Below are 17,210 nucleotides of genomic sequence, written 5' to 3'. Positions count from 1 at the left end.
GGCCTCAGCTAGGGAGGCCCTCATCATCCATCAGGGCCCGAAAGGCTCACCTCATCGGCCCTTGCCGTTAATCTTTTCTTACCCTGAAGTCCAGCGGCTCCTCAAGGTACCAGAAGCGGCAGAAGGAACATACCTCGCCGTTTGACGGCATGCCGCAGACTTTGCACTCCCTCAGCTCTACCTCTTCAAGCTCGGCCTCGAAGATGTGCTTCTTCCGCAGGTAGCCCTTCACGAAGTTTATCTTGGTTCCCGGTCTCTTCTCCTCCATCTCGTTGAGGACTTCCTTGAATTCAAGCGTTGTGGCTCCGCGAGCGTGCGGGCACTCCTCGATGTGATACTCTATGCCGTTGGCAAGTGCATAGGCAACGACTTCTCTCTCGGTGAGCTCGTAGAGGGGCTTAATTTTCTTCACGAATTTGCCCTCGCCGGGGATTAGCGGTCCCTGTTTGGCCAGATACTGCGTATTCCAGTGCATCAAGTTGGAGAATATGAAGCTTGCCTCGTCGTCGAGGTTGTGGCCGGTGGCGACTGCATCGAAGCCGTTGTCATAGGCAAACTTGTTGAAGATATAGCGCTTCGTTAAGCCGCAGTAGGAGCATGTGGGTCTTCTCGTCTTTACTTCACCAATTCCGTGGCCCAAGAGCTCCTTAACGCGGACTATGTGGAGCGGAACTCCCAAAGCCTCGCACTGCTTCTTTGAATATTCTTCGCTCTTCTCCGAGTACTCCCCTATGCCGAGGTTTATGTGGAGGCACTCTATATCGTAGCCAAGCTTCTTGAGGACGTAAGCGGTAACGGCTGAATCTTTCCCCCCGCTCACAACGACTAGAACTCTCTCGTCGGGCTTCAGCAGCTTGTATCTCTCTATTGTGCGCTTGACCTTCCTCTCGAAGTATTCCGTGAAGTGCTCAGGACAGAGGTACATTCTTGGGTAGTGAAGCTTAATGAAAGCTGGTTTCTCGCAGAACTTGCATCTCATAGGCATTCTCTCACCTCCGCAGCCCTTGCAAGGCAAGCGCTGGCGGAAAAACTTTTACCATTGTGGTAGCATATCTTCCAGCAGGTGCCCGCCTGATGAGTTCATCTAAATTGCTCGCTGCTAGGATGCGCTCTTCGGGCGCGAAATGAATGCGAACTCCCCTAGATGGTCGATTTCTTGTACGCACCTCGCTCAATAGCTCCATCTTTTCACCTTAACAGAAAAACGAAAGGGCGGTTAAAAACTTACTCCTCAGGCTTAAGAGATTCCACTTTTGTCCTCCAATTACCTGGCTTCCTGAAGTCCTTCTCCGTGTAAAGGCCCTCCTTCTTGAGTATGCCCCTCGCGGCCAGAAGACCCGTCGCGGCGGCATTGACTATGTCCCTGCTGAGGCCCGCACCATCTCCAGCGGCGAAGATTCTCTCTATACTTGTCTCGAGGTTCTCATCAACCTCGGCGCGCATGGCGTAGTACTTGATCTCAGGTGCGTAGAGCAAAGTATGGTCACTGGCAACCCCGGGCAGAACCTTGTCGAGCTTCTCCAGGCCTTCTAAGATGTTGGTGACGACCCTGTGAGGTAGGGCCATCGCGATGTCTCCTGGAGTAACGTGCTTGAGTGTTGGCTCGACATCGCTTCTCTTTATTCTGCTCCATGTGCTCCTCCTTCCACGCCTTAGATCGCCGAGCCTCTGGAGGAGGGGCTTTCCTCCGCCGAGGGTCGTGGCTAACTGCGCTATGCTCTTTCCGTATGCGGTGGTATCCTCGACTGGCTCTGTGAGTTCAATCCTGCTTAGGAAGGCGAAGTTGGTGTTGTTGCTCTTCTTCTCGTGCATTGAGTGGCCGTTTACTCCAACGTAGCCGTCGTAGCGTTCTTCGACGACGAAGCCGTTTGGGTTGGTGCAGAAGGTTCTCACGAAGTCGTCATAGGTGTCCGTATAGATGTGAAACTTGGGGTCGTGGTTTATGCTCGTTATGGGCTCCATCACTATGGCAGGAACCTCGACACGGACGCCTACATCGATGGGTCCGTGCTTTGCTTTGAGGCCTATCTTCTTGGCCACGTCGTGGAACCAGTCCGCTCCTCCCCTTCCGGGGGCGACGATAATATAACGGGTGTTTATGATGAAGATGTCCTTCCCGCGCCTGACCTTCACCCATCCCTGGCCGAACTCCAGAGCTTTCGTCCAGAGAAGGAACTCAACGCCTTTGCCCTCGAGGTGCTTTTTTATGTCATCGATGACTTCGGGCGTTCTGTCCGAGCCGATGTGCCTCTGGATGATGGGGATGAACTTGACGCCGGCCTGAGCGGCTCTCTGCTCCCAATACTTTACCTGCTCGGGATTGCCTTTGAACAGATTTTTTGGGGCCTTGTGTTTCAGAAAAATCTGGTCGACTTCCCAGACGAGCTGCCAGGCGTAGTTCTCGTCGTTTGTGAGCTCTCTTAGATCACCGCCTATGTCCGGGCGGAGATTGATGGTGCCGTCGCTCAGTCCTCCCGCACCGCCAACGCCGCTCATTATGTGGCAGGGCTGGCAGCCAATGCAGTAGCCGAGCTCATACATGGGACAGACGCGCTGATTGATGTCTCCGCCCTCGTCTATTATTAGAACCTTAAAATCGCTCTTTTCTACCAGTTCGTAGGCTGCGAAAAGACCTGCGGGACCGGCTCCGATGATCACAACGTCGTACCTCTTTCCAGAAACCATATTTCCCTTGTCGGGATTTAAGGTTAATCCCTTAAAAACTTTTTGGCAAGTTTTTGGTTAATATCGCCAAATTATTGGGAAATTTTTGACATTTGAATTTTAAATAATTTCCCGAAACCTTTAAACAGAATTGAGTAGTACAACTTTCAGTGGGAGTATGGTCGGAGAGAAATCGGATAAAGCCAAGGCAAATAAGATAAAGATAATCCACAGCAAGAGGAAGCTTCTCCAGCTCCGGAGAAAGGAGGAGCTGAGCCACAACATTCGCTACATAGAGAAGGTTCCGGTTAGAATAGTGATGGACAAGGACTTTCTCAAGCTCCGTCCTAGTGATTCTCTCGTAACCCTTATCGAGAGTATGAGCGAGGAGGAGAGCTCTGCGGTTGTTGTAGATGACGAGGACAGGTTGATTGGCTTCGTAACTATGAAGGACATACTTCACTTCTTCGACCCGCCAAGGAGACACTCAATAGTGGGCTTTGGGTTGCTGAAGAGGTACTCCATGACTAGAGCCACAAAAGTTGAGGATATAATGGTAACCAAGCCGATAACGATCAACGTGAACGATGATCTTGGTCACGCAATACGGCTGATGATTGAAACCGGAAAGCATCACCTGCCTGTTGTGGACGAAGAGGGAAAGGTTCATGGTATCCTCGAGGTCAAGGACATAATTCGGCTTATCCGCCTAGTTTCGTTATAGCCGAACGATGGGGATTGAAATGGACGTCTTCCTAGAGCTGGCAGTGATCCTAATAACGGCAAAGCTCGCCGGATACATTAGCTCGCGTCTCGGACTTCCAGCTGCATTGGGTCAGATAGTTGGTGGAATACTTCTTGGCCCTTCACTTCTCAATTTTGTCACATATGATGAGGGCATTAGGCTGATAGCTGATTTGGGCGTGGTAATGCTGCTCTTTTTGGCAGGACTTGAAACCGACATCGAGGAGTTCAAGCGTGTGGGACTGCCCGCATTTCTCATAGCTGTTCTGGGTGTCGCGATTCCATTCCTCCTAGGCTACGCAATAGCTTTTAAATGGGGCTATCCCCAGATGCAGGCCCTCTTTCTTGGTGGTGTCATGACTGCAACCAGCGTAAGCCTGACCGTTAACGTCCTGATGGAGCTCAAGAAGCTCCGCACAAGGGTCGGAACCACTATCCTTGCAGCTGCCGTTGTTGACGATGTCTTGGGTATAATAATCCTTACAATCCTTGTGGCCATCAATACGAAGGGCACAGTCTATGCGAAAGATATAGAAATAATCCTCATGGAAATAGCAGCATTTTTTGTTTTGAGCTATCTGCTTGGTAAGAGGGCCATTAAAAAGCTCTTGAAGACTTCTCATAGGATAAACCTCCCTGAGACTGTCACCACGGTTGCACTTGTCGTGATGCTCTTCTTTGCATACCTGGCAGAATACTTCCAGATAGCAGCCATAACCGGGGCATACTTGGCCGGAATCCTCGTTGCCGGGAGTGGGGATGCCCGTAAGATAACGGACAAAATAATCACCATTGGCTATGCATTCTTTATCCCCATCTTTCTTGTAGGGGTGGGCGCAGAGACCAACGCCAAGGTAATTTTCACTGCGGGAACCTTCGCTCTCGTTTATTCCCTCCTGGCAGTCATCGGCAAGGTTCTTGGCTGCGGTGTTGGAGCGCTTCTTTCAAAATTCAAGCCGGAAGAAGCCCTTCAGATTGGGATTGGCATGATTCCACGCATGGAGGTTGGCCTGATCATGGCCAACATAGGTTTGGTGGAGGGGGTTCTCGATAGAGCAGCCTTTTCAATGGCAATAGCAATGGTAATGGCAACGACTCTCGTGACGCCGCCTCTCCTCAAGTGGGCCTTCACGAGGGACTAGATCAGCCAACCGAGTGCTCTTCATCCTTCCGTCAGTGCCGGTTGCTCGAAGAGAGCGTAGTGCATCATCGCGTGCACACTTTAGGGCATAGGTTTATAAAATCCTTGCCGGAGGAAATGCTATGAGCGAGTTCACGGCGATACTGAGTTCGGCCCTCTTCATGCTCATAATGATAGACCCAAGCGATAAGATACTCCTGGTTAGCCTGCTGCGTGAAGACTTCCATATAGAGGATATAAGGGCGCTCATCGTGAGGGCAAACCTCATAGGATTTCTTCTTCTCTTCCTGTTCGCTGTTTCTGGTCAGATAATCCTCCAGGAAATTTTCCATATAGACATCAACGCCCTCCGTGTTGCGGGTGGATTTGTCCTCTTCAAGATAGGCCTTGAGGCCCTCGAAAGCGGTGGCATGATAACCCTCAAAAAGGAGAAAAACATCCTTGCTCTGGCCGCCGTACCAGTGGCTACCCCGTTGATAGCCGGCCCAGCAGCTATAACAACGGCAATAACCCTCACAGCCGAGAAGGGAATCTATCATGCCACCGCTGCTATATTCATTGCTATACTCCTTACAGCCCTCGTGATGTTCCTTACCCTATACGTTATCAAGAACATCAGCAAAACAACGCTCGGTGTCTTCATCAGGATAATTGGTATGTTCACGATGGCCATTGGAGCGCAGATGATGGTTCAGGGGGTTGTTGGCATCTATCTGCTCATGACTTCAGTTTCGCCATAACGAAAAATTTTTTGGGCTAACCTTTTAACCCCATATTCTTTTTCCAGAGCGGAGGGTTGAGGATGAATGTTAGGCTCGAGAAGGTAAAGGGAACGCGAGACCTCCTGCCAGAGGAGATGGCGAAGAGGAGATGGGTCTTCGAGAGAATAAGGGACGTCTTCGAGCGCTACAACTTTCATGAGATACTCACACCGACTTTCGAATACACCGCCCTCTTTCAGCTGAGGAGCGGTGAGGAGGTTGTGGAGCAGCTCTATGCCTTCGAGGACAAGGGCGGCAGGAACCTTTCGCTGAGGCCTGACATGACGTCGAGCGTAGCACGCCTGTTCGTCAACCAGTTCCAGAACGCACCAAAGCCAGTGAAGTGGTACTACATTGCCAACATGTTCAGGTATGAAGAACCTCAGAGCGGCCGTTATAGAGAGTTCTGGCAGGCTGGAGTCGAGCTCATCGGTAGCGATAAGGTCGAGGCCGACGCTGAGGTCATAGCCCTCCTCGTCGAGAGCTACCTCGCGACAGGCCTCAGGGAGTTCACCGTCAACATCGGCGACCGCATTCTGCTCGACGAGTTCGCGAGGATGCTCGGCGTTAGTGATGACGTTGGTTTGATGAGGCTCATCGACAAGAAGGACAAAATGAGCAGGGAAGACTTCATAGGATCTCTGAGAGAGTTCGGTCTAAGCGACGAGGGCATCGAGAAGGTTCTGGCGCTTATAGGGATAAAAGGGAAGCCTGACGAGGTTCTCCCGAAGGCGGAGGAGCTCTTCACGAGTGAGAAGGCAAGGGAGGAAATAAAACGCCTCTACGAGCTTGTGGATCTCCTCAAGGCTTACGGCGTCTACGACTTCATACTCATAGATCTCGGCATAGCCAGGGGCTTCGACTACTACACGAGCGTCGTCTTTGAGGCGATAGTGCCAAACGACCTTGGGATAGGCTCGATAGGTGGAGGTGGCCGCTACGACAACCTCATAGAGGTCTTCGGCGGAAAGCCAACTCCAGCGACGGGCTTTGCCATAGGAATAGAGCGCCTCATCCCGATCCTTGAGTGGAGGGGCCTGATTCCAGAGCCGAAGCTCAGGCCAGACGTCTACGTGATTCCAATCGGTAAAGAGCTTGAGCTCAGGGCGAAGGCCATTGAAATAGCTCAGAGCCTTAGGAAGAAAGGCATCACGGCCGACTACGACCTCATGGGCAGAAAACTCAAGAAGGCCTTAGATTATGCAGGAAGGCTTGGCGTGCCCTACGTCATCTTAGTCGGCAAGAAGGATCTGGCTGAGGGCAAGGTCACGATAAGGGACATGGAGAGCGGTGAACAGATAGCCGTTAAAATTGAAAGGGCCCCAGAAGAGCTCTCGCAGCTTCTTGGGGGATAAACCCTCACCTTCTCTTTATCTCGAATTTATTCGCCTTTCTTTTCATCCTCCACTCTTCGAGCTTTCTGACGAAGGGGCAGCGGGAGCGCCACTTCCAGTAGGCCCTCTTCAGTGACTCCATCATCTTCACCACGAAAAATGTTGGGGGAGTGAATTTAAAGCCTTAGCGGATGCTCCAGAAGTAGTTAATCAGGCTCTGGGCGAGATCTTCAGAGACTATCTTGATGCTGACCTCGTGGTTCCAGTAGAGGGCGCTCTCGCTCCAGTTGTGACTCCAGAGGAAGACTATTTTCCCGTCTATCACCACCACCTTAGCGTGAAGCGTCGTTTCGGGTGAGTCAAAAGAAACATCCACGCCGTTGGCTTTCAGGTAATCGTAGGCGGCCTGATTGATGTCCGAGGAGTCCTCGAGGAGGACATGAACGCTGACTCCCCTCTTTTCGGCTTCCGCCAGAGCTCTTATGAGGTCGTTTGCCCAGTCGAAGCTGTCCGCGGGGTCGTACTTCATGGAGAACATCATTACGTAAACACTTTCGCTGGCGTGGTTTATAGCATCGAGTACCGCGTAGTAATACTCCTTTTCGGTGAGTAGCTCAACGTCGGTCTTGTTCCCTGTTTCCAGTTGGAGCAAACAGCTCGCGTATTTTCCTCTGATAGAGCCAAGCTCCGCTTCCGTTTTCTCCAGTGTAGAGTTAAGCTCGGAGAGCTTTGAGACGCACAAGCTAAGATTCTCGATTAGCTCGGTGACGTTGATTTCAGGCTCTATCACTTTTACCTTGGTATGGGTTTCGGTTACTGTTTCAGTGAAGGTGTGGGTAACAGTGAGTGTATGGTTCTGGATTTCAGTTATGGTGGTTGTCACGGTTTGAGTTCCACCCAGACAGCCCGCTGATAGAACAGTTATGATAAGCAGAAATGCCAGAGCTTTCTTCACGCGTACCACCATCCAATGGTGTACATCCAACTTGTGAATTTAACCTTAACGTAGGACAACCGTTAAAACCATGAACGGCCAAAGTCGTTGGGATGATGAGTCTGGAGCCCCCTGATTGGTGAGGAGGTTTCGCGGGGCTGACCGCTATGATAAAGAGGAGGATCTGTCGGGAGTATCTCAAGGAGATTGAGAGGTTGGAGCGTTCCATCATTGAACTGGAGGAGCAGATAGTCGAGCTCCGAATGCAGCTCAACCTGAAGGTCGACGAGGCTAATAGGCTCGCCATAGAGAACACCAGTCTGAGACACAAGGTTGAGATGATGGAGCGCCGCGAGAAACGCCTTAAGGAGCTCCTTGCAAAGCTCAAAGTCCCTCTTGTTGTCGTTGATGAGGAGCAATTTGAGGATGTGGACGTTGACCTCGAAGCTGATTTGAAAGACTAACAAAAACCTTAATTAGGCTCCGGCTCTTTTTACTTCAGCTTAAAAAGAGGTGATGCTCATGAGCATGGACATGACCACGCGCATGTTTAAAGAGGAAGGGTGGATGAGAAAGCAGTGCCCCAAGTGCGGAAAGTTCTTCTGGACGCTCGACCCAGAGAGGAAAACCTGCGGAGACCCGCCGTGTGACGAGTATGGATTCATCGGTAAGCCCGGCATTCCGAAGAAGTACACCCTCGACGAGATGCGTGAGAAGTTCCTGAGCTTCTTTGAAAAGCATGGCCACGGAAGGGTGAAGCGTTATCCCGTTCTGCCAAGATGGAGGGACGACGTTCTCCTCGTTGGTGCTTCAATCATGGACTTCCAGCCGTGGGTAATCAGCGGTGAAGCCGATCCTCCAGCCAATCCGCTCACTATCTCACAGCCCTCGATTCGCTTTACCGACATAGACAACGTTGGAATAACCGGCAGGCATTTCACGATATTTGAGATGATGGCGCACCACGCCTTCAACTACCCTGGCAAGCCTATATACTGGATGGACGAGACGGTTGAGCTCGCCTTCGAGTTCTTCACCAAGGAGCTCGGCATGAAGGCCGAGGACATAACCTTCAAGGAGAACCCTTGGGCTGGCGGTGGAAACGCCGGACCTGCCTTCGAGGTCCTTTACAGGGGTCTTGAGGTTGCAACGCTAGTTTTCATGCAGTACAAGAAAGCTCCTGAAAACGCTGACCCAAGTCAGGTCGTTGAGATAAAGGGCGACAAGTATGTCCCGATGGAAACGATGGTCGTTGATACCGGTTACGGCCTTGAAAGGCTTGTCTGGATGAGCCAGGGTACTCCCACAGCCTACGATGCCGTCCTCGGCTACGTCATAGAGCCCCTCAAGCGTGAAGCTGGAATAGAGAAGATAGACGCGAGAATCCTCATGGAGAACTCTAAACTGGCCGGAATGTTCGACATCGAGGACATGGGAGATTTGAGGGTTCTCCGCCAGGAAGTTGCCAAACGCGTCGGCATAAGCGTTGAGGAGCTGGAGAAGCTGGTAAGGCCCTACGAGCTTATCTATGCGATAGCTGACCACACCAAGGCCCTAACCTTCATGCTCGCCGATGGAGTCATCCCGTCCAACGTCAAGGCGGGCTACCTTGCCAGGCTCCTCATAAGGAAGAGCATAAGGCACCTCCGCGAGCTTGGTCTGGAAATGCCGCTGGCGGAGATCGTTGCCATGCACATCAAGGAGCTTTCGCCGAGCTTCCCTGAGTTTAAGGAGATGGAGGACGTCATACTCGACATAATTAACATCGAAGAAAGGCGCTATGCTGAAACCCTCCGGCGCGGAAGCGACTTGGTGAAGCGCGAGATAGCCAAACTCAAGAAGAAGGGTGAAAACGAGATTCCGCTTGAAAAGCTCATCCTATTCTACGAGAGCCACGGGCTGACGCCGGAGATAGTGGCGGAAATAGCTCAGAAGGAGGGTGTTAAGGTCCACATACCCGACAACTTCTACACCCTCGTCGCCAAGGAGGCCGAGAAGGAAGAAAAGAAGGAGGCCGCCCAGTACGTCGTTGACTTCGAACTCGTGAAGGGTTTGCCTGACACGAGGACACTCTACTACGAGGACCCGTTTATGAAGGAGTTCGACGCGGAGGTTCTCAGGGTAATTGATGACTGGGTCGTTCTTGACCAGACTGCATTCTACCCCGAGGGCGGCGGTCAGCCTTACGACACGGGCGAGCTGAACGGAGTTAAAGTTACCAACGTCCAGAAGGTCGGAAAGATTATCCTCCACAGGGTCGAGGAGCCCGAGAAGTTCAAGGAGGGTATGACCGTCCACGGAAGGATCAACTGGGACAGGAGAATCCAGCACATGCGCCACCACACGGGAACCCACGTCCTCATGGGTGCCCTGGTTAGGGTTCTCGGAAAGCACGTCTGGCAGGCTGGCTCTCAGCTCCATACCGACTGGGCCAGGCTGGACATATCCCACTACAAGCGCATAACCGAGGAGGAGCTCAGGGAGATAGAGAGGCTCGCCAACAGGATAGTTATGGAGAACAGAAGGGTAACCTGGGAGTGGCTTCCAAGGACTGAAGCCGAGATGAAGTACGGCTTCAGGCTTTATCAGGGCGGAGTTGTGCCAGGCAGGATTATCAGGGTGCTCAAGATAGAAGACTGGGACGTTCAGGCCTGTGGTGGAACCCACCTGCCGAACACCGGCCTTGTAGGCCCGATTAAAATCCTGAGAACCGAGCGCATACAGGACGGTGTTGAGAGGATAATCTTCGCCGCGGGAGAGGCCGCCGTAAACTGGATGCAAGAAACTGAGAGAATCCTCAAGAGGACAAGTGAGGTCTTCCGCGTCCCGCCCGAGAAGCTGCCAGAGACTGCCGAGAGATTCTTCAACGAGTGGAAGGAGGCAAGGAAGGAAGTTGAGAAGCTCAGGAAGGAGCTGGCGAAGCTCCTCGTTTACGAACTTGAGGACAAAATCGAGAGGGTCGGGGAAGTTGAGTTCATTGGCGCAGTCGTTGAGGGAACCATGGACGACCTCCGCGAGGCGGCAAACAAGCTCAGGAAGGATAAGAGAGTTGTCCTCCTCATTAGCAGGGAAGGCCACTTCGTCGTTGCCGTTGGCGATGGCCTCGACCTTAAGGCTGGCGAGCTTGCGAAGGTAATTACCAGCGTCGCCGGCGGTGGCGGGGGTGGAAGGAAGGAGCTCGCCCAGGGCAGGATAAAGAACCCACTGAAGGCCGAGGAGGCTATAGCCGAGGTGAAGAAGCGCCTCGGCTGATTTTTCAAACTTTTCTTGGTGGTCAAAATCAAGGTCAAGACCCTGACGAGGGAAGCCGTTGAGCTTTGTAAAGAGCTCGGACTAACGGCAATCCCCGAATACAAGACGGAAGATGGCAGTAGGATAGACATAGCGGTTCTAAACGGTGAGGAAAAGCTGGTCGCAATTGAGCTCGAGGCATCGTTTAAGTGGATGCGCCAGAGGGTTCTCTACAACGCCGTGAAGGCGCATCGCGCAGGCTTCCGGGAGCTCTGGATAGTAACACCCTTCAAAAAGCCGAAACTGGGATGGGTTGAGGGGTATGTTAAGGAACTTGGCCTTCGATTGGAATTTGTGAACGACGGGGAGATGTTGAAAAGGATAGACGAGCTCAAAGTCCAGTTGGCTCGTCGATGAAGAAAACCTCAACGTCGAACTTCTCTTTAACGAGCGGCATCAGCGCCTTTACGCCTAGCGTTTCGGTCTTGTAATGGCCAGCAACCGCGACGCTTATCCCAAGATCCAAGGCGGTTAAATAGTTGGCGTGTGTAAACTCTCCGAGAACGAATAGGTCAACGTTCTTTCTTTTTGCTTCCTCCAGTGCAAAGCCGCCAGCGCCTGTTATGGCTCCAACGCGTCTTATCTCCCTCACCCCGAACTCGTAGGTCTTAACTGTCGTGTCCAGCTTCTCCGCGAGAACCTGTGCGGCTTCCTCTACCGGCTTTGCCTCCTCAAACTCCCCGATGTAGCCTATCGTGATCCCTCCGTACTCGCCGAAGGGTTCCTTCGGTTCAAGCCCGAGAAGTTTGAGTAGTTGGACGTTGTTTCCGACCTCAGGATGGGCATCTAAAGGCACGTGGGCTACGTAAAGGTTCATGCCAGCATCGAAGAGCGCCTTAAGCCTGCGGTATGTCACTCCGGTCACGTAGTCTATGCCACCCCATATCATGCCGTGGTGGACTATCATCATGTCGGCTTTGGCCCTGGCGGCTCTCTCTATCGTTCTGAGCGTCGTGTCAACGGCAAAGGCTATCCTCTCAACTTCCTCCTTTCCCTCTACCTGGAGACCGTTCTTTGACTTGTCAGGGAAGGCATTAATGTTGAGGTATTCGTTGAGAAATGCGACTATCTCGTCTCGCGCGACCATTTCGACCACCAAACTTAATCCCCCCGAGAGCTTTTAACGTCTCCGTATTCACTATACTGAATATCTCGGGCAACATCTCCGACCAGCTAACCTTTTAAAAGGCCTGCCCAACTCGCTCCGAGAGGTGTTGGTATGAGTGAGAGTGACAACTTCAGACGAGCGGTTGAGGAGCTTGCGAGGGCAGTTTTGGCGGGCGAGATTAAAACGCGGGACGAGCTTAACCGCTACAAGATAATCGTCTCTAGGAAGTATCACCTCTCCAAAATTCCCGGCAACTCGGACATCTTGAAGGCTATACCTGAGGAAGAGCGCGACCGCTTTAGGGATCTGCTCAAGAGGAAGCCGACCAGAACGATAAGCGGCGTTGCAGTCGTTGCCATGATGACCAAGCCCTTCCCCTGCCCCCATGGACGCTGCATCTACTGCCCGGGCGGTCCGAGCGTTGGCTCTCCTCAGAGCTACACTGGAAAAGAACCTTCCGCTCTAAGGGCCGTCCAGAGCGCTTACCACCCCTATATCATCATGATGCGCAGGCTAAAGCAGCTCACTGACATAGGCCACGACGTGGATAAGGTCGAGGTCATAATCCAAGGAGGAACTTTTCCCGCGGTTGATCTGGATTACCAGGAGTGGTTCATCAAATGCGCCTTCAAGGCCATGAACGACTTCCCTCACTTCAGGGACATAGAAAACCTCGAGGAGAAGCTCGTCCGCCTGATAGTCCACGGAGATAAGTCCGTTCTTGATGAGGATCCGAAGTTCAAGGAGGCCTGGGAGAAGACCCACAGAAAGCCCTACTATTATCTCGAAGATGAGCAGAGGAAGAACGAGAAGGCTAAGGTGAGAATGGTTGGGCTAACGATAGAGACCCGCCCGGACTGGGCCTTCGAAAGGCAGATTGACAGGATGCTCAAGCTGGGAACGACGCGCGTTGAGCTCGGTGTTCAGACGATTTTCAACTTCATCCACGAGAGGACCAAGCGCGGCCACTGTGTCGAGGAGATAGTTAAGGCTACCCAGCTCCTCCGCGACGCTGGGTTGAAGATAAACTACCACATAATGCCAGGTCTGCCTGGGAGCAACTTCGAGAGGGATTTGTATACCTTCAGAGCAATATTCGAGGATGCTCGCTTCAGACCGGACATGCTGAAGGTATACCCGACCCTTATTACTGCCGACGCTCCTCTCTACCGCTGGTGGAGGGAAGGTAAATACCGGCCATACCGCACGGAGGAAGCCGTTGAGCTTCTCGTCGAGGCCTACAAGCTCTTCCCCAAGTGGGTTCGCGTCATGAGAATCCAGCGCGACATCCCGGCAAAGCTCATCGTCGACGGTGTCAAGCACTCCAACCTTGGGCAGCTCGTCTTCAACGAGCTGATTAAGAGAGGAATTCGCCCGAGGGAGATTAGGTTTAGAGAAGTTGGCCATATGATGCAGAAGTTCGGTGTGGAGCCTGAGATGGAGCACATCGAGCTTCTTAGGGAGGACTACGATGCAGCTGGCGGTAAAGAGATATTCCTCAGCTTTGAGGATACGAAGAATGACATCCTCATAGGCTTCCTCCGCCTGAGAATTCCGAGTGAAAAAGCCCATCGGAAGGAGATAAACTGCTGTCCTTCAGCCATTGTCAGGGAGCTCCATGTCTACGGTCCGCTCGTGCCGATTGGGGGGAGACCGAAGTACGAGTGGCAGCATCGCGGCTATGGACGGGAGCTTCTTGCTGAGGCGGAGAGGATTGCCCGCGAGGAGTTTGACGTCAAGAAGATGCTCGTAATAAGCGGCGTAGGTGTGAGGGAGTATTATCGTAAGTTTGGCTATCGGAAGAACGGTCCGTACGTTGCCAAGAGGCTTGACAAAAGCTACGCAGACTTCGGCAAGAGCAAAAGCTTCGACGCACACTTAAACACTTAAAGGAACAGATAAAAAGGCTTATGTGGCTGGGGCCTCCCTTCCCCAGGACTTTTATGATACTCTTTTGAGCATCATGAACAGCCAGCCGTTCCGGGGTTGCAAATATCAGCCCAATCGCCGGTATACTCAGTTTCTCTTGACGTCTTCCTGCTCCATCGTATCGTCTTCATTTGGTATTTAAAATTACTCTAATACATTTAAAGACTTTGTCCAAACTTTTTCAAGACCGTAAATCTTTTGAACATTGATAACCTACTTTGGACGAGGGATTCAGGATGGAGAAGAACAGGAAGATACGCATTCCTTACGAAATCTCTTTCAGGGTAAAAGTGCTCTTCCTAGTCCTGCTGTTTGGAATAGCGATATTCTTCATCGTGTACTACCCGCTTATCTCTCATCAGGTTAATCCATTTGACGTTGCTGCTCCAAAGGGCCAGATAGTCCTTGCTCAAAACTTCACGTTTGGATCTGTGAACTACACAAACGCCATCGCAATGACGTCCCAGAACAACATTCTGGTCTTAAAGGGAAACGATAACATGGGCGATACGCTTACGATGAAGATGGTTACCTCTGACTGGTGCATCGACCTATGGGTCTGGGGGGGCTCCACCAGCGGCTGGCAGCTGAAGTACAACTGTTCTCGGGAAATCCAGATAAGCCAGTACGCCTTCAGAAGAGTCCCGACCCATGAGGCAAGAGAGATACTCTACTGGTACCTTGAGTCTGGCTATATAATCGTGCTCCACAAGACAGGACCAGTGCAGAACTACGAGCTGGTGAACTTTACGGTAACATACGGGGAGACGACAGGAAATGGCTTCCTGAAGGTTGCCCTTGGTAAATCCTGATCCATGTTTGGAGGTGATCCTGTGAGGATTTCCTACGAGACAGAGTCGGCCATTAAGATCCTCTCCGCTGTTGTGATCATTGCAGTAGTTGTCCTTTACTATCTCCTTGCTCCCATAGTTACCCATAAGCCCGTGCCCTACGGTGTCGCTGCCCCGAAGGGCCAGATAATTCTGCTTGAGAACATAACCATTGGAAAGTACAGCTGGGAAAACGCCGTTGACCTTCAGAAGTACCTCATCCTCAAGGGCAGCGAGGACTATGGAGACTCCGTAACTCTGAAGCTCCAGAATCCTGACTGGTGTCTTGACATCGTCATCTGGGAAGGACAGAAGTACGTGAGGACCGAGGAGTGTATCCGGGAACTTGTCATACCCAAATATCTGTTCGCGATAAGCAGCGCCTTTTACTGGTACGTGGAGAGCGGCTACCACATAATAGTCTACAAACGCGAAGGAACTCCGGAAAACTATGAGCTGGTGAACTTCACAGTGACCTACGGCGAAGAAACCGATTGGGGTGCCTTTAAGGCTGCCTATCCCAGGGACTAAACCCTTTTAAGGGTTCCCCATAACTTTTTTTCATGCGCTTCAAACCAAAACCCTTCAAGGAGCCCGTAAAGTTCAGGTGCCTCTACTGCTTAGACTGCTGCAGGGGGAGGTTCATTTATCTAACCCTTAAGGATATACAGAAAATAGCCGAGGCTGGCTACGACCCTCAGGACTTCGTTCTTATGGTTCCCGGCGGGGATAAGGTTCGCTTCGTCATGGCCTACCGTGAATGGGACCTCGGCTGCGTCTTTCACGACCCTGAGACGGGCAAGTGCAGAATCCATGACAGAAATCCCGTAATCTGCCGCATATACCCGTTCATGGTCTCCAGAAAGCCCCTGGGAGTTGAGGGGGAGGAGCCCTTCGAGTACAAAGGCGAAAGGTTTTGGCTCTACTACGATGAGAACTGCCCCGGAATAAACCCTGAGGAGCCTGAGAGGGTCATAACTCCTGAGGAGATAGCTGAGCTCGGCATCGAGTTTGAGCATGAATTAGAGACGACGGATATTGAGGGTTTTCTCAAACGGCTTGAGGAACTCGACTGAGAAGATTAACCCTTATAAACGGCTTCCCCAACCCATGATTGATGTCGATGAGTGAACTCCGCTACAGGCGAGCCTCCGCATGGGAGTACGACCTGATCCTCCGCGAGGCGGAGAAGTACGGTGAACTTAAGCACCACACCTTCGCGATAGTCGAAGGAAAATTCCGGGACGTCTATGCGGTAAATGAGAGAGTCTGGCGGGAGATAGAGAACCTTAAGATCAAGCCCTACGCCTATGGCACCTTTGTCGGCACTATCAAGGTTGACAAAAACCTCGTTGAGAAGTTCTATCCCAACGTCGAGTTCTTTTATTTTGTCGACATCCAAAAGAACTACGCGGTTCTGAGCCCAAAGGCCGGCTTTCTCTTCACAACCGGTAAAGATGTCCCGAGGAGCGGTGTCAGGAAGTATAGCTGGCAGGGGACTAAAAAGCTGGTTGTTTTTGACGAGAACGGGATAATCCTTGGTATAGGAAGGATAAATCCAGACAGCCGGAACAAGTTCATCCTGAACGTCACGGACGTGGGCGAGTTCTTGAGGAGGAAGCGCTGACTTTTCCTAACCTGTCGTAACTTTTTTAAGACCTATTGCGTAGGCATAATTGGTAACAAAAGGTAACTAAAGGGGGTGACGCCCGATGATTAGGAGGGTGAAGACGGGCATCCCCGGAATGGATGAGGTTCTCCACGGGGGAATTCCCGGGAGGAATGTGGTTCTGCTCAGCGGCGGCCCGGGAACGGGCAAGTCTATCTTCAGCCAGCAGTTCCTCTGGAACGGCTTACAAAACGGCGAGCCTGGAATATATGTGGCTCTGGAAGAGCACCCCATCCAGGTCAGGCAGAACATGGTCCAGTTCGGCTGGGACGTCAGGAAGTACGAGGAGGAAGGTCTTTTTGCCATGGTTGACGCCTTCACAGCTGGAATCGGCAAGAGCAAGGAGTATGAGAAATACATCGTCCACGACCTTACCGACATCCGCGAGTTTATAGACGTCCTCAGAACGGCCATCAAGGACATCGGTGCCAAGAGGGTCGTTATAGACTCGGTTACGACTCTCTACATCAACAAGCCGGCCGTGGCGAGGAGCGTAGTTATGCAGCTCAAAAGGGTTTTGGCTGGCCTAGGGGTTACTAGCATACTCGTCAGTCAGATAAGCGTCGGTGAGCGCGGCTTTGGTGGACCCGGTGTTGAGCACGGTGTTGATGGAATAATCCGCCTTGACCTTGACGAGATAGACGGCGAGCTGAAGCGCTCACTTATTGTCTGGAAGATGCGCGGAACGAGCCACTCAATGAGGAGGCACCCCTTTGAGATAACCGACAAGGGAATAGTCGTCTATCCCGACAAGGTTCTGAAGAGGAAGGCAGTTGTTGAGCTCGAGTGAAAACTGAAGGGGGTG

At 52.0% G+C, this 17,210-nt stretch carries 18 protein-coding genes; 13 read left to right on the top strand and 5 right to left on the bottom strand.

All coding sequences use genetic code 11. From position 1 onward, the window contains the following. Positions 1 to 67 precede the first annotated feature (67 nt). Together E3E32_RS07370 and E3E32_RS07365 are read right to left on the bottom strand one after the other, a co-directional pair. Positions 68 to 979, bottom strand: a complete 912-nt coding sequence (locus E3E32_RS07370; RefSeq protein WP_167731584.1) for a TIGR00269 family protein — start codon at positions 977 to 979, stop codon at positions 68 to 70. A gap of 245 nt (positions 980 to 1,224) precedes the next feature. Further along, entirely contained in the window at positions 1,225 to 2,685 is a 1,461-nt protein-coding gene (locus tag E3E32_RS07365; protein WP_167731189.1) for an NAD(P)/FAD-dependent oxidoreductase, read from the bottom strand. Positions 2,686 to 2,842: 157 nt separating this feature from the next. Between E3E32_RS07365 and E3E32_RS07360 the strand changes: the two genes are divergently transcribed. From E3E32_RS07360 to hisS, 4 genes are all read left to right on the top strand, one after another. Beyond that, positions 2,843 to 3,388, top strand: a complete 546-nt coding sequence (locus E3E32_RS07360) for an HPP family protein (RefSeq protein WP_167731188.1) — start codon at positions 2,843 to 2,845, stop codon at positions 3,386 to 3,388. Between the two features lie 19 nt (positions 3,389 to 3,407). Beyond that, positions 3,408 to 4,550 carry a cation:proton antiporter gene (locus E3E32_RS07355; RefSeq protein ID WP_167731187.1) on the top strand — a complete coding sequence of 381 codons (1,143 nt, stop codon included), beginning with the start codon at positions 3,408 to 3,410 and terminating at the stop codon, positions 4,548 to 4,550. Between the two features lie 121 nt (positions 4,551 to 4,671). Next, entirely contained in the window at positions 4,672 to 5,289 is a 618-nt protein-coding gene (locus E3E32_RS07350; protein WP_167731186.1) for a MarC family protein, read from the top strand. Between the two features lie 62 nt (positions 5,290 to 5,351). Then, entirely contained in the window at positions 5,352 to 6,665 is a 1,314-nt protein-coding gene (gene hisS / locus E3E32_RS07345) for a histidine--tRNA ligase (protein ID WP_167731583.1), read from the top strand. Positions 6,666 to 6,669: 4 nt separating this feature from the next. Here the strand turns inward: hisS and E3E32_RS10195 are convergent, their stop codons facing one another. Both E3E32_RS10195 and E3E32_RS07340 read right to left on the bottom strand, forming a co-directional pair. Then, the gene (locus E3E32_RS10195; RefSeq protein ID WP_255452926.1) at positions 6,670 to 6,795 is read right to left on the bottom strand and encodes a hypothetical protein; all 126 of its coding nucleotides are present in this window, start codon (positions 6,793 to 6,795) and stop codon (positions 6,670 to 6,672) included. A gap of 33 nt (positions 6,796 to 6,828) precedes the next feature. Then, on the bottom strand, positions 6,829 to 7,611 hold the full coding sequence (locus tag E3E32_RS07340; RefSeq protein ID WP_167731185.1) for a phospholipase D-like domain-containing protein: 783 nt from the start codon (positions 7,609 to 7,611) through the stop codon (positions 6,829 to 6,831). Between the two features lie 134 nt (positions 7,612 to 7,745). Here E3E32_RS07340 and E3E32_RS07335 point away from each other — a divergent pair, with 134 nt between their 5' ends. The 3 genes from E3E32_RS07335 to E3E32_RS07325 are packed head-to-tail and all read left to right on the top strand — an operon-like array spanning position 7,746 to position 11,226. Then, positions 7,746 to 8,042, top strand: coding sequence for a hypothetical protein (locus E3E32_RS07335; protein WP_167731184.1), 297 nt, complete (start codon positions 7,746 to 7,748; stop codon positions 8,040 to 8,042). A 58-nt stretch (positions 8,043 to 8,100) separates the two neighbouring features. Continuing rightward, complete coding sequence (alaS, locus tag E3E32_RS07330; protein ID WP_167731582.1) at positions 8,101 to 10,830, top strand: alanine--tRNA ligase; 2,730 nt, start codon at positions 8,101 to 8,103, stop codon at positions 10,828 to 10,830. A gap of 18 nt (positions 10,831 to 10,848) precedes the next feature. Next, positions 10,849 to 11,226 (top strand): hypothetical protein, encoded by a 378-nt coding sequence (locus E3E32_RS07325; RefSeq protein ID WP_167731183.1) that lies wholly within the window; start codon positions 10,849 to 10,851, stop codon positions 11,224 to 11,226. Here E3E32_RS07325 and E3E32_RS07320 read toward each other — a convergent pair. Then, on the bottom strand, positions 11,201 to 11,956 hold the full coding sequence (locus tag E3E32_RS07320; protein ID WP_167731581.1) for a Nif3-like dinuclear metal center hexameric protein: 756 nt from the start codon (positions 11,954 to 11,956) through the stop codon (positions 11,201 to 11,203). The genes E3E32_RS07325 and E3E32_RS07320 overlap by 26 nt on opposite strands. Before the next feature lie 132 nt (positions 11,957 to 12,088). Here E3E32_RS07320 and E3E32_RS07315 point away from each other — a divergent pair, with 132 nt between their 5' ends. The 6 genes from E3E32_RS07315 (at position 12,089) to E3E32_RS07290 (ending at position 17,195) form a co-directional block, all read left to right on the top strand. Beyond that, entirely contained in the window at positions 12,089 to 13,867 is a 1,779-nt protein-coding gene (locus E3E32_RS07315; RefSeq protein WP_167731182.1) for a tRNA uridine(34) 5-carboxymethylaminomethyl modification radical SAM/GNAT enzyme Elp3, read from the top strand. Between the two features lie 257 nt (positions 13,868 to 14,124). Then, entirely contained in the window at positions 14,125 to 14,718 is a 594-nt protein-coding gene (locus E3E32_RS07310) for a hypothetical protein (RefSeq protein WP_240910603.1), read from the top strand. 21 nt (positions 14,719 to 14,739) lie between these two features. Next, the gene (locus E3E32_RS07305) at positions 14,740 to 15,267 is read left to right on the top strand and encodes a hypothetical protein (RefSeq protein ID WP_167731181.1); all 528 of its coding nucleotides are present in this window, start codon (positions 14,740 to 14,742) and stop codon (positions 15,265 to 15,267) included. A gap of 32 nt (positions 15,268 to 15,299) precedes the next feature. Beyond that, positions 15,300 to 15,812 carry a YkgJ family cysteine cluster protein gene (locus E3E32_RS07300; RefSeq protein ID WP_167731180.1) on the top strand — a complete coding sequence of 171 codons (513 nt, stop codon included), beginning with the start codon at positions 15,300 to 15,302 and terminating at the stop codon, positions 15,810 to 15,812. 41 nt (positions 15,813 to 15,853) lie between these two features. Continuing rightward, positions 15,854 to 16,363, top strand: coding sequence for a PUA domain-containing protein (locus E3E32_RS07295; RefSeq protein ID WP_370456365.1), 510 nt, complete (start codon positions 15,854 to 15,856; stop codon positions 16,361 to 16,363). An 85-nt stretch (positions 16,364 to 16,448) separates the two neighbouring features. Beyond that, a complete protein-coding gene (locus tag E3E32_RS07290; protein ID WP_167731179.1) occupies positions 16,449 to 17,195 on the top strand; it encodes a KaiC domain-containing protein in 747 nt (248 codons plus the stop codon). Positions 17,196 to 17,210 lie beyond the last annotated feature (15 nt).

Origin of the sequence: Thermococcus sp. GR6 (genome assembly GCF_012027415.1) — an archaeon.
Lineage (GTDB): Archaea > Methanobacteriota_B > Thermococci > Thermococcales > Thermococcaceae > Thermococcus > Thermococcus onnurineus.
Note: the sequence above shows the minus strand (reverse complement) of the source record. Positions and strands in the feature narration are given on the sequence as shown.

Bases quoted from the DNA above. Each gene is read 5' to 3' on its own strand.
- E3E32_RS07370 (WP_167731584.1), bottom strand. From the start codon at position 979: ATGAGATGCAAGTTCTGCGAGAAACCAGCTTTCATTAAGCTTCACTAC.
- E3E32_RS07365 (WP_167731189.1), bottom strand. From the start codon at position 2,685: ATGGTTTCTGGAAAGAGGTACGACGTTGTGATCATCGGAGCCGGTCCC.
- E3E32_RS07360 (WP_167731188.1), top strand. From the start codon at position 2,843: ATGGTCGGAGAGAAATCGGATAAAGCCAAGGCAAATAAGATAAAGATA.
- E3E32_RS07355 (WP_167731187.1), top strand. From the start codon at position 3,408: ATGGACGTCTTCCTAGAGCTGGCAGTGATCCTAATAACGGCAAAGCTC.
- E3E32_RS07350 (WP_167731186.1), top strand. From the start codon at position 4,672: ATGAGCGAGTTCACGGCGATACTGAGTTCGGCCCTCTTCATGCTCATA.
- hisS (WP_167731583.1), top strand. From the start codon at position 5,352: ATGAATGTTAGGCTCGAGAAGGTAAAGGGAACGCGAGACCTCCTGCCA.
- E3E32_RS07340 (WP_167731185.1), bottom strand. From the start codon at position 7,611: ATGGTGGTACGCGTGAAGAAAGCTCTGGCATTTCTGCTTATCATAACT.
- E3E32_RS07335 (WP_167731184.1), top strand. From the start codon at position 7,746: ATGATAAAGAGGAGGATCTGTCGGGAGTATCTCAAGGAGATTGAGAGG.
- alaS (WP_167731582.1), top strand. From the start codon at position 8,101: ATGAGCATGGACATGACCACGCGCATGTTTAAAGAGGAAGGGTGGATG.
- E3E32_RS07320 (WP_167731581.1), bottom strand. From the start codon at position 11,956: ATGGTCGCGCGAGACGAGATAGTCGCATTTCTCAACGAATACCTCAAC.
- E3E32_RS07315 (WP_167731182.1), top strand. From the start codon at position 12,089: ATGAGTGAGAGTGACAACTTCAGACGAGCGGTTGAGGAGCTTGCGAGG.
- E3E32_RS07300 (WP_167731180.1), top strand. From the start codon at position 15,300: ATGCGCTTCAAACCAAAACCCTTCAAGGAGCCCGTAAAGTTCAGGTGC.
- E3E32_RS07295 (WP_370456365.1), top strand. From the start codon at position 15,854: ATGTCGATGAGTGAACTCCGCTACAGGCGAGCCTCCGCATGGGAGTAC.
- E3E32_RS07290 (WP_167731179.1), top strand. From the start codon at position 16,449: ATGATTAGGAGGGTGAAGACGGGCATCCCCGGAATGGATGAGGTTCTC.